The organism is Streptomyces sp. NPDC058231, from assembly GCF_042882275.1.
In the GTDB taxonomy this organism is placed as follows: domain Bacteria; phylum Actinomycetota; class Actinomycetes; order Streptomycetales; family Streptomycetaceae; genus Streptomyces.
Window position 1 is genome coordinate 1 of record NZ_JBHVWN010000023.1, and the last position, 11,657, is coordinate 11,657.

General features: G+C 71.1%; 9 protein-coding genes. 5 read left to right on the plus strand and 4 right to left on the minus strand.

The window, feature by feature from the left end; translation table 11 throughout:
- Positions 1–144: 144 nt before the first annotated feature.
- Positions 145–1,761 (minus strand): amidohydrolase family protein, encoded by a 1,617-nt coding sequence (locus ACFVXE_RS17650; RefSeq protein WP_389672045.1) that lies wholly within the window; start codon positions 1,759–1,761, stop codon positions 145–147.
- A gap of 79 nt (positions 1,762–1,840) precedes the next feature.
- Positions 1,841–3,154: an amino acid deaminase gene (locus ACFVXE_RS17655; protein ID WP_389672046.1), complete on the minus strand. Its 1,314-nt coding sequence runs from the start codon at positions 3,152–3,154 to the stop codon at positions 1,841–1,843.
- A gap of 137 nt (positions 3,155–3,291) precedes the next feature.
- Here ACFVXE_RS17655 and ACFVXE_RS17660 point away from each other — a divergent pair, with 137 nt between their 5' ends.
- The 4 genes from ACFVXE_RS17660 to ACFVXE_RS17675 all read left to right on the plus strand — a co-directional run bounded on the left by ACFVXE_RS17660 (position 3,292) and on the right by ACFVXE_RS17675 (position 7,148).
- Positions 3,292–4,377: a sugar kinase gene (locus tag ACFVXE_RS17660; RefSeq protein WP_389672047.1), complete on the plus strand. Its 1,086-nt coding sequence runs from the start codon at positions 3,292–3,294 to the stop codon at positions 4,375–4,377.
- The gene (locus ACFVXE_RS17665) at positions 4,374–5,132 is read left to right on the plus strand and encodes an IclR family transcriptional regulator (RefSeq protein WP_389672048.1); all 759 of its coding nucleotides are present in this window, start codon (positions 4,374–4,376) and stop codon (positions 5,130–5,132) included. The genes ACFVXE_RS17660 and ACFVXE_RS17665 overlap by 4 nt, the downstream gene beginning before the upstream one ends.
- Positions 5,133–5,138: 6 nt before the next feature.
- On the plus strand, positions 5,139–5,549 hold the full coding sequence (locus tag ACFVXE_RS17670) for a RidA family protein (protein ID WP_030914824.1): 411 nt from the start codon (positions 5,139–5,141) through the stop codon (positions 5,547–5,549).
- A 123-nt stretch (positions 5,550–5,672) separates the two neighbouring features.
- Complete coding sequence (locus ACFVXE_RS17675; RefSeq protein WP_389672049.1) at positions 5,673–7,148, plus strand: GntP family permease; 1,476 nt, start codon at positions 5,673–5,675, stop codon at positions 7,146–7,148.
- A gap of 33 nt (positions 7,149–7,181) precedes the next feature.
- Here ACFVXE_RS17675 and ACFVXE_RS17680 read toward each other — a convergent pair whose 3' ends face one another.
- Both ACFVXE_RS17680 and ACFVXE_RS17685 read right to left on the minus strand, forming a co-directional pair.
- Positions 7,182–7,376 carry a hypothetical protein gene (locus ACFVXE_RS17680; RefSeq protein ID WP_389672050.1) on the minus strand — a complete coding sequence of 65 codons (195 nt, stop codon included), beginning with the start codon at positions 7,374–7,376 and terminating at the stop codon, positions 7,182–7,184.
- 252 nt (positions 7,377–7,628) lie between these two features.
- Entirely contained in the window at positions 7,629–8,903 is a 1,275-nt protein-coding gene (locus ACFVXE_RS17685) for an ROK family protein (RefSeq protein WP_389672051.1), read from the minus strand.
- An 832-nt stretch (positions 8,904–9,735) separates the two neighbouring features.
- Between ACFVXE_RS17685 and ACFVXE_RS17690 the strand changes: the two genes are divergently transcribed.
- Positions 9,736–11,565 (plus strand): RICIN domain-containing protein, encoded by a 1,830-nt coding sequence (locus ACFVXE_RS17690; RefSeq protein ID WP_389672052.1) that lies wholly within the window; start codon positions 9,736–9,738, stop codon positions 11,563–11,565.
- Positions 11,566–11,657: the final 92 nt, after the last annotated feature.

Genomic DNA, 11,657 nt, shown 5'->3' on the forward strand with positions numbered 1-11,657 from the left:
TTCGGGTGGGCTGCGTTTTTGTTTTATAACCCCCCGCGCCCCCCCGGCCCCCGCCGGCCCGCGCGCCGGGGCCCCCCCGGCCCCGGGCCGCGCCGTGGCGCCGCTCGCCCGCCGCGCGGCCGGGTCCGCCGCAACGGCCGGGACCTATCGCGCCGACCTCACCGCGCGTCCGGCGAGCACCGTCGTCCGCCTGCCGTCCTCGATGACGAAGCGGCCGTCGATCAGCACGTGCGGGATGCCCACCGGCAACGTGCGCGGGGTCTCGAAGGTCGACCCCGCCGCCACCGTCGCCGGATCGAAGAGGACCAGGTCCGCGCGGTAGCCCTCGCGGACGTACCCGCGGTCGGGCAGGCGCAGCCGGGCCGCGGGGCGAGAGGTGAGGTGGGCGACGCATTCCTCCAGCGGGAGGATGCCCAACTCCCTGACGTACCGGCCGAGATACTGCGGGAACGTGCCGTAGGCGCGCGGGTGCGGCTTGTCGCCCTGGAGGATGCCGTCGCTGCCGCCGGTGTGGACGCGGTGCCGCATGATCTGCTGCACGTTCTCCTCGTGTCCGACGTGCTGCAGGATCGTCGAGCCGAGCCGGTCGTCGAGGAGCAGCCGCCGGGCGGTCACCCAGGGGGCCTCGCCGCGCAGCCGCGCGGACTCGGCCACCGTACGGCCGACATGGTCGGAGAGGTCCGGCACGCTGACCCCCGAGATCTCGATCCTGTCCCACTCGATCGGCACCCCGTGGCAGCCGTCCGCGCCGATGACTTCCATGTGGTGACGGATCTTCTCCGCCGTCGCACCGTCCGCGAGCCGGGCCAGGGTCGCCTCGGGGCCGCCCTCGCTCGCCCAGCTCGGCAGCATCGCCACGAGCGTGGTGCAGCCGGGGGTGTAGGGGTACGTGTCGAGGGAGATGTCCGCGCCCGCGGCGAGAGCGTCGTCCAGGAGGGCCAGCAGCTCCGGCGCCCTGCCCTTGTTCACCCCGAAGTTCATGGTGGCGTGGGCGAGGTGAAGAGCGCAGCCGGCCTTGCGGGTGAGCTGCACCATCTCCTCGTACGCGGCGAGCGCGCCCGCGCCGTACGAACGGTGGTGCGGGCAGTAGTAGCCACCGTGGCGGGCCACCACCCGGCAGAGTTCGGTGAGTTCGGCGTCGTCGGCGTACATCCCGGGGGTGTACGTCAGGCCCGAGGACATGCCGACCGCGCCCTCCGCCATGCCCTGTGCGACGAGTTCCTTCATCCGGGTCAGCTCGGCCTCGGTGGCGGGCCGGTCGTCCCATCCGACCGCGTGCATCCGGACCGTGCCCTGCGGGATGAGGTACGCCGCGTTGACGGCGACGCCCTCGCCGCCGAAGTTGCGGTCGAGCCGGTCCAGGTACTCGCCCACCGAGCGCCAGTCGAAGTCGATGTCACTGCCGTCGCCGTTCCATCCGGTGATGGAGCGGCGGACCTCGGCGAGTGTGCGGTCGTCGACCGGCGCGTACGAGAGCCCGTCCTGGCCGAGCACTTCGAGCGTGACGCCCTGCGCCGCCTTCGCGCTGTGGTCGGGGTCGCGCAGCAGCGCCAGATCGCTGTGGGCGTGCATGTCGACGAAGCCGGGGGAGAGGGCGAGCCCGTCGGCGTCCAGGGTGCGGCGGGCGGTCGGGCGCGGGCCGTGCCCCTGGTCCGCCCTGCGGATCTCGGCGATCCGGCCGCCTTCGATACCGACATCGGCCCGGTAGGAAGGGGCGCCGGTGCCGTCGATGACGCGGGCGTCGCGGATGACGAGGTCCATGTTGTGCAGCCTTTCGGTGACGGAACGGCTCCCCCGCCCGCCCCTTTCTCCGGCGGGACGGGGAAGCGGACCGCGGGGATCAGAAGAACGTGCGGATGTAGTCCGTGACGGTGCCGTCCGCCTCGACGAGGGGGATCAGCTGCCACTTGTCGAACGACGTGCACGGATGCGACAGGCCCATGCCGACCCAGTCGCCGACCTCCAGCTCCGCTTCGGGTCCGGTCCGCAGCCAGCCGTGCTGGTCGGACAGGCCGGTGACGGTGATGCCGGTGGCCGGACGCACCGAACCGTCGCGTCCGGACCGCACGACCTGGGCCTGCGGGAGATCGAGGTCGTACGCCGCGTCCCGCTTGCCCGCGTTGACGAACGCCTGCTCGGCGGAGGGCCGGGAGACGACCTGGGCCCAGAGCCGGAACGCGGGCTGCAGGGCGCCTTCCTCCGGCACCCGGTTGAACGGGGTGAGGTGCCGGTAGTGGCCGTCGTCGTGCGAGACGTATGCCCCCGAGCGGAGCAACTTGCGTACCGGGCGGCTGAGTTCGGGGATCTCCGCGAAGACGTCGGCGACCGCGTCGAACCAGGCGCTGCCGCCCGCGCTGATCACGATCCGGTCGTCGGCGGCCAGCGTGGCGAACCGGTCGGCCTTGTCGAGGTCGGCGGCCAGCCGGACGAGCCGGCGCAGCCACTCCTGTACCCGCTCCGCGGAGGCGTCCGGTACCTCACCCTCGTAACCCGCGACGCCCACCAGCCGCAGCGTCCCGGCCGCGGCCACGGCGTCGGCGACCGCCGCGCAGTCCGCCTCGGTACGCGCGCCGGTGCGGGCGCCCTCGCCGGCGCCCAGTTCCACGACGACGTCCACCGGGCGGGTGGAGCCGGCCGCACGCAGGGCCTCGTCCATCAGCTCGACGCCGCGCACCGAGTCGACGTAACAGATGAAGTCGAATCCGGCGTCGGCGTCCAGCTCGGCGGCGAGCCAGCGCAGCGCCGCCGGGTCGACGAGCTCGTTGGCGAGGAAGATCCGCTGGATCCCGAACGCCCGGTAGACCCGCACCTGGTGCGGGACGGCGGCGGTGATGCCCCAGGCGCCGTGCTCCAGCTGGCGGGCGAAGAGCTGCGGGGCCATGGAGGTCTTGCCGTGCGGCGCGAAGGCGAGACCGTGACGCTCCGCGTACGTCTCCAGCAGGGCGAGGTTGTGCGCGACCGACTCCGCGGAGAGCGCGAGCACGGGGGTGGTGAAGCCGCCGGTGAAGAGATTGCGCCGCTCGGCGGCGAGGGCGGCGACGGTGAGGCCGTCCGCGTCGGGGGGCAGCGCCTTGAAGCGGTGGTCGACCCGCTCGGCTGCGAGGTCGCCGAGCGTGTGGGGAGCTGTCGCGACGTTGTCGTCGGCGGCGGCCATGGATCCTCCTCAAAATCTGTTCGTTGCAGCATGTGCAACACCCATTGCGCATATCGCTTAACGCTGTCTAACATCCGAGCCGACACCGGGTCAATGGTGAGAACCGGTGCGGAGCGCTTACCAGCGAGGAGCCCAGAGTGTCCGGACCCGCAGCCACGGGACGCGGAGCTGTCACCGCCGAAGTCGTGTGCCTCGGCGAATCCATGGTGACGTTCGTGCCTTCCCGGCCCGGCCGCCTCGCCGACGTGCCGTCCTTCGGACGGGCGATCGGGGGCGCCGAGTCCAACGTCGCGTGCGCGCTCGCGGCGGCGGGACACCGGGCGAAATGGGTCAGCCGGGTCGGTGCGGACGGGTTCGGCGACCATCTCGTCGACGCCGTCTCCGCGTACGGCGTCGACACCTCGGCGGTCCGGCGGGACCCCGACCGCCCCACCGGCATCTACTTCCGCACGGCGGCCGACCGGGCGACGGGCACCCATGAGGTCGCCTACTACCGGGCAGGCTCGGCGGCCTCCGCGATGTCCCCGGCCGACCTCCCCCACGAGGAGCTGCTCGGTGCGAGGATCCTGCACCTGTCCGGCATCACCGCGGCGCTCTCCGCGGACTGCCTGTCCCTGCTCCACGCCCTCACCGAACCCCGCCCCGGCCGTCCGCTGATCTCGTTCGACGTGAACTACCGCCCGCACCTGTGGCGCGGCGCCGCGGCGGGCCCGCAGACGCTGCTCGACCTCGCGCGCCGCGCCGACCTCGTCTTCGTCGGGGACGACGAGGCGGAGGAGGCGTGGGGGCTGCGCGGGGCGGACGCGATCCGTGCGGCGCTGCCGGAGCCGTCGGTGCTCGTGGTCAAGCGGGGGGCCGAGGGTGCGACGGTCTTCTCCAGGACCCGCCCTGCCGTGTCCGACACCGTCACCACCGTCCCCGCCCTCCGCGTGGACGTCGTGGCCGCGGTCGGCGCCGGTGACGCCTTCGCCGCCGGCTTCCTCTCCGCCACCCTCCGCGACCTCCCGGTCCGCGACCGCGCCCGGCACGGCCACCTGATGGCCGCCGCCGTCCTCACCGTCCCCGGCGACCTCACCGACCCGCCCTCCCGCGCACACGCCGACCACCTCGCCGCTCTGGACGACACCGCCTGGGGGAGACTTCGTCTCGGCCCCGGCTGGACGGCAGCCGACCGGGCCGACATCACCCGGAGCACGGCCCCGCAGGAGGTACATCCGACATGAGCCAGACCGTCGACCGGGCACTGAGCATCCTCCCGCTCCTCGCCCAGGGCCCCGCCGACCTCGGGCAGGTCGCCGACCGCCTCGGCGTCCACAAGTCCACCGCGCTGCGCCTGCTCCGTACCCTCCACGAGCACGGGCTGGTCTACCGGCAGGAGGACCAGCGCTACCGCCTCGGAGCCCGCCTCTTCGCCCTCGCGCAGGAGGCGGTCGAGAACCTCGACGTACGCGAGATCGCCCACCCCCACCTCGTCGCGCTCAACGAACAGTGCGGTCACACCGTCCACCTCGCGGTGTACGAGGAACACGAGGTCCTCTACATCGACAAGGTCGAGAGCCGCTACCCGGTCAGGATGTACTCCCGGGTCGGCAAGCCCGTCGCGATCACCGTCGCCGCCGTCGCCAAGCTGCTGCTCGCCGACCTGACCGAGCCGGAACGGCGCGCGATCGCCGAGAAGCTCGACTACCCCACGTACACGTCCCGTTCGACCCCGAACGCCGGAGCTTTCCTCAAGGAACTCGCCGCCGTACGTGAACAGGGCTGGGCCACCGACCTCGGCGGCCACGAGGAGTCCATCAACTGCGTCGGCGCACCGATCCGCGGCGCCGACGGGCGCGTCGTCGCCGCCATGTCGGTCTCCGCACCCAACGTGGTCGTCACGGCCGAGGAACTCCTCACCCTGCTCCCGCTGGTGCGCCGCACCGCCGACGCCATCAGCCGGGAGTACTCCGGCACCACCCAACCCAAGAAGGCCTGAACCCCCATGACCGAGAAGACCGCCCTCACCCCCAGCACCCACACCGCCCCGCCCGCCAAGTTCTCGCACGGCGTGAAGAAGGGGAACATCCTCCAGGTCGCCGGCCAGGTCGGCTTCCTGCCCGCCGTCGAGGGCCAGGCCCCCACCCCGGCCGGCCCGACGCTGCGCGAGCAGACCCTCCAGACCTTCGCCAACGTCAAGGCGATCCTGGAGGAGGGCGGCGCGAGCTGGGACGACGTGATGATGATGCGCGTCTACCTCACGGACGTGGACCACTTCGCGGAGATGAACGAGATCTACAACGCGTACTTCGGCGAGCAGAACCTCAAGGAGGCCCCCGCCGCCCGTACGACGGTCTACGTCGGCCTCCCCAAGGGCCTGCTGATCGAGATCGACGCGCTCGCCGTCCTCAGCTGAACGATTCCCCGCTGATCCACTTGTTTCGACGCACCACCACGCCGCACGGCACGGCGCCCGCCCCCACAAGGGCGCCGTGCCGCGCACCGCCCTACCCCTGAACCGTCCGCAACGGAGTTGCCCATGTTGCTCGCCGCCACCCCACAGCCGGTCGAGACACCACCCCACACCGGTGGACTTCTCCTCCTGATCGACGGCACCGCCGGTCTGCTGACCGTCGCCGCCCTCGGGATCGCCCTCCTGCTCTTCCTGATCATCAAGGTCAGGCTGCAGCCGTTCGTCGCGCTGCTCGCCGTATCCATAGCCGTCGGCCTGGGCGCCGGTCTCTCCGTCACCGAACTCTTCGGCACGGTGCAGAAGTCCGCCGCGGTCTCCGTCATCGAGTCCGGCATGGGCGGCATCCTCGGCCATGTCGCGATCATCATCGGCCTCGGCACGATGCTCGGTGCGATCCTCGAGGTCTCCGGCGGCGCGGAGGTGCTGAGCGCCCGCCTGCTGAACCTCTTCGGCGAGAAGCGCGCCCCGCTCGCCATGGGCCTGACCGGCCTCATCTTCGGCATCCCGGTCTTCTTCGACGTCGGCATCTTCGTCCTCGCCCCGATCGTGTACGCCGCCGCCAAGCGGTCCGGCAAGTCGATCCTGCTGTACGCGATGCCGCTGCTGGCGGGCCTGTCGATGACGCACGCGTTCCTGCCGCCGCACCCGGGGCCGGTGGCCGCCGCCGGTCTGTTCCACGTCTCGCTCGGCTGGGTCATCCTGATGGGCGCCGTCGTCGGCATCCCGTCCGTCCTCGCCGCCTGGGCCTACGCGGCCTGGATCGGCCGGCGGATCTTCGTCCCGGTCCCGCAGGACATGGTCGAGGCCGCCGAGGAGGCGAAGGCCGCGGTCATCGCCGAGCAGCGCGCCGCCGGCGTCTCCCCGCGCGAGGAGCCGGTCCCGCTCGGCGTCGTCCTCACGATCATCGGCACCCCGCTGGTACTGATCCTCGCGGCGACGTTCTCCTCGATCGCCCTGGACCCGTCCACCGTCCGCTCGGTCATCGAGTTCTTCGGCAACCCGTTCGTCGCCCTGACGATCGCGCTGCTCCTCGCGTACTACCTGCTGGGCATCCGGCGCGGCTGGTCCCGCAAGTCCCTCGAAGCGGTCTCCACCTCGTCGCTGAAGCCGGTCGGCAACATCCTGCTGGTCGTCGGCGCAGGCGGCATCTTCGGTGCCGTCCTCAAGGGCAGCGGCATCGCGGACGCGCTCGCCGACACGTTCAACGACGTGGGCCTGCCGGTCATCCTGCTGGCCTGGCTGATCTCCGTCGTGCTGCGCGTCGCCCAGGGATCGGCGACGGTCGCGATCGTCACGACCGCGGGAATCGTCGTGCCGCTGGTCGAGGGCCAGGGCATGTCGCAGGCGCATCTGGCGCTGATCATCATGGCCATCTCGGCGGGCTCGATCTTCGCCTCGCACGTCAACGACGGCGGCTTCTGGATGGTGTCGAAGTACTTCGGCATCTCCGAGCGCGACACCCTGAAGTCCTGGACGGTGCTGGAGACGGTCCTGTCGGTGGCGGGCTTCGTGGTGGCGGCGCTGCTGAGCCTGGTGATCTAGCACCTCGCGTCGCGATCGTGCCGGCGGCGGGAGTCAGCGGCTGTTCGTCGTGCAGAGGACGTTCTTCCCGCCGCCCACGTCATGGATCCAGTAGGTGTTGCGGTCCCCCTGGCCACGCGCGCAGCAGCCCTGCGGACAGCTCTTCCGCGCCGGGTGCCACCCGGTTATCCGCAGGGTCGCGTCGTAGCCGGCGGGGACCCTCACCGTGTCGCGGTTCCGGACGTTCATGAGACGAACTGCCCCCGGCTTCAGCCGGACCGCTGCGACAGCCCGGCGGTCAAGGCCTCTCACCGCCCTCGATTCCATGGCGCCTCGTGGCGCACCCACCCGCTGCGACAAGACACCCAAGAGGTACCTCGCGGGAGTCCACCTGCGAGGCTCGATGATCTGGATCAAGGAGCTCGCGCGGGCCACCCCTTGATCAAAACCAGATACCGGCCCCAGGCGCAGCGCAACCGGCTGTGCACCCGCCCTCCGAGTTCATCCCGCGGCAGCGGAGATTGCGCCAGGGTCCTGGTAGACGCTGTCGAGCGCCAGGTATGCGCCGCCGCGTGCCGCCGCGCTGAACCCCAGGGTGGACAGCACGACATCGCAGCGGCCGGCCTCCGGAGCCATGACCCGTGCGGTCAACTCACCGCGCACCCGGTCGATGAGATGGTCACCGAAGTGGGCGAAGTAGCCGCCCAGAACGATGGCCCGCGGGTTGAGGACGTCCACCAGCAGCGCGAGCCCCAGCGCGAGGCCGTCCGCGATCGTGTCCAGCGCTGCGCGGGTGGCGGGGTCGTCGGCGTCGGCGCGGCGGCGCAGCTCCGTCAGCCGTTGGTCCAGATCGACGGTGGGGTCGTGGACCGGGTCGTCCGCCGGAGCGGCAAGCCGCAGTAGGGCGGCCAGGCCGACCATGGTTTCCCAGCATCCCCGACGGCCGCAGGTGCACGGCTGCCCGGTCGGGTCCAGGGGCATGTGGCCGATCTCGCCGGCGAATCCGGCCGATCCGCGCAGGAGTCGGCCCTCGGAGATGATGCCGCCGCCGATGCCCGTCTCGCCGGTGACGTAGATCAAGTCGTGGATGTCCGAGGCGGCGGCGACCAGGTACTCGGCGACGGCACCGAGCTTGGCGTCGTTCTCCAGCCGGATCGGCGGCGCCGCCGGACCGAGCCGGGTGCGCAGGCCCTCGGTGACGGCGATGTCCCGCCACCCGATGTTGGACGCGTACGAGACCACGCCGGTGTCCATCCCGATGACGCCGGGGGCCGCGATGGTCACTGCCACCGGATGCACCCCCCGCGCACGCAGGGCATCCTGCGCTTCGCCGATCGCCGCTGCCATGCGGTCGAGCACGGCATCCGGCTCACTGCCGCGGGCGTCGATCGGCGTGTGCCACTCGAAGACGGTCTCGCCGCGCAGGTCGAACGCGATCAGGCTCAGGTAGTCGACGTTGATCTCCGCGCCGATACCGCAGATGGTGCGGCCGTCGATCTCCACGGTGCGGCTGGGCCGGCCGACCGAGCCGAGGCGCTCGGCCTCGCCCTCGCGCACCAGGCCGCGTTCCACCAACTCCCCGACCAGGTTGGTGATGGTGGCCTTGGGCAGGCCGGTCTCCTCCGCGATCTGGGTGCGGGGCCGCGGCCCGGCGTCGCGCAGCAGACGCAGCACCAGACCGAGGTTCGTCCGGCGCAGCGACGCGCGGTCGCTCGCCCGAGGCGGCCCCTCACTGCCCAGGCCGCGTACCCCCGCTCCGCGTAGATCTGTCTTCACCAGGGCTGCTCCTGTTCGTACAACGTTCGCCCGCCAAGTTAGCCGGTTGCCGGGACCTCCGGGGCGGGTGCTCCAGTCCGCTTTCGAAATGCACGGACTCCAACTCGCTGACGAGTCACCATTAATTTTAGATCCTAGTCGAACTAATTGCGACAGGGGAGATGGACATGAAGGTGCGACGGATCCGGGTACTGGCGGCGGCAGCCGCCGGCGCAGTGGTCATGGCGGCGGCGGGGTGCTCGTCCGGCGACGGCGGATCCGGCGCCGCCGGGCGGCCGCCGCGCCGCCCGGCCGCCCCTCGCGGCACGGTCGGCGCCGGGCCAGGACCGCCTGGCTGTTCCTGACGCCCTTCGCCGCGCCGTTCACGCTGTCACCTCGCACCCATCGGCTACACGCTCCAGTGGTCAACGGCAGCGCCGATGCCGCCCACCCGCGCATCCACCTGCCCGCGGATCCCGGGAACGTGCGCGCCACGTTGCTCGCACCGCTGGCCGAGCCCACCCCGATCGACCCCGGACCGGCCGGAGGCCCGCTGGAACTCGAGTCCGCCCTGCCGCACCGGGTCGGGTGGTCTTCGAATGGTGACCCGACCGTCCGAAAGGGAGGTCGTTCAACTGCCGGAGATCTTGGGGCGGCTGAGGGTCTTGACAGGCCTTTGGATAGTTCGGATTCTAGTGAAACTAATTGGCGCGCGAGGCTGCGCATCATCTGCGTTCCGCGACCGTCATTCGTACGGGCCGACCGGGGCGTCCGACAAGGCGCAGAAGGTATCGATCCGCGGGCCGCTCCTCCCCCTCATCCCATGAGCGGCCCGACCATGAGAGGAGAACTTGTGTCAGCCCGTTCCAGAACGAGGATCGCCGGAGCGCTCGTCGCGGCAGCCGCAGTGCTGGTCGGCACGCTGGCGTCCGCCCCGGCATCCGCCTCCGCAGGCTCCCCGGCATACGGCGTCAGCGTCGGCGACAAGGGCCCGTGGACCAACCCGGACGACAGCCCCGCCAGCACCTACATCGACAAGGACGGCACGTTCCACTACCAGTCCGCGCACGCCCTGTACGGAGCGGACGACCCGCGTGAGTGGGTGTTCTACACGGGCAAGGACTTCGACTCGGCGACGCGTGACGCGAAGCTGAGCGACGCAGTGAACCCGGCCAACGCCGACGACCGCAACGGCGACACCACGTGGCGGTGCAACAACAGCCCCACCGGCCGAGAGGCCACCTATGCCCCCGCCACCTCGCACTACGCGCAGAAGAGCTACTGCGACCTGATGGGCGTGTGGGTCGACCCCGACACGGGCGACTGGTACGGCCTGGTCCACAACGAGTTCACTCCGCAGCCCTTCGGCGACGGCCTGCACTACGACGCGATCGATTACGCCGTCTCCAAGGATCAGGGCAGGACGTGGGACATCAAGGACCACGTACTCACCTCGCCGTACTCGACCGAGCGCGGCGACGACGCGGCCTTCCCGGGCGACCTTTACCACTACGGCAACGGTGACCCACGGCTCTTCGTGGACACCGCCTCCGGGTACTTCTACGTCTACTACAACTCCCGGGCCATCCCGAAGGGCGGCATATCCGGCGGGTGGACGGACGGCAGTCGAGCGCACGTCGCGCGCGCACCGATGTCCGCGAAGATGGCGCGCGGCTCCTGGAAGAAGTGGTACGACGGCGCCTGGTCCCAGAGCGGCATCGGCGGCCTGGAGAGCAACATGGTCCCGGCCGACGCCGACCACCCCACGGGTTACACCCCGGTCGAGCACGACTACGACCCGGCCAACACCGGAAATGTCGCCGAACAGCAGTCGGCTGGTGAACTGCCCGCGAAGTCGGACCTGTTGACCATGAACATTGCGTACAACGCGCACCTGGGGCTGTACATCGGCCAGCCCGAAGCCATCACCCAGGACAGCAGTGAACCTCAGCGGTTCTACGCCACGGACAATCTGGCCACGCAGAAGTGGAAGCTCATCGGTGACACCGGCGACTACCTGTCCGGTTCCTGGTACCGCTGGATGCTGGACTCGGTGAACAACACCGGCTCCACCATCGTCGGCAAGAACTTCCGCAGCTACTGCTCGTTCCAGTGCTCGGACGGCAAGGACGGCGAGTACTACGACACCACCATCACCACCAGCCACCCGGCCGCCCCCGTCAAGGCCGGTACCGCCTACACGATCAGCAGCGGTGCCGGCCGCGTCCTCTCCCAGGCTGCCGGCAGCAAGGCGACCACCTCCCGGCGCGCGGGGGACCGGTCCGCCCTCAGCCGCTGGGTCTTCACCTCGAACGGCGATGGCTCGTACCGCATCGCCAACGCTGCCACCGGGCAGTTGATCGGTGTCGATTCCACCAAGGACGCGGGTCGCGCCTGGGCAGCCAAGCCGACGGCGACGCCGGCGCACGAGGGCAAGCCCACTGTGGGGCAGCAGTGGTTCGTCATCCCCGACACGACCGTCGACGGCCGGTCCACGGGTACGTTCCGCCTGGTCAATCGCTACAGCGGGCTGGTGCTCGGTATGTCGGGCATCCAGGGCCGACTCGCCGAGACCACGCCCGCCCGCGCGTGGACCGACGCCACCAGGAGCCGGGTCGGCGGCGGCCGGACCGCCGCTGAGCAGACCCTGAGCCTCAAGGCCGTCGGCCCCCGCAAGGGCTGACGCGGGACCGGGGGGGGGGGGGGGGGGGCCACCCCCGGAGGGGGGGCCACTGGGTTACCCCCCCGGCTACTCCCGGGCCCACCCCCTGGGAC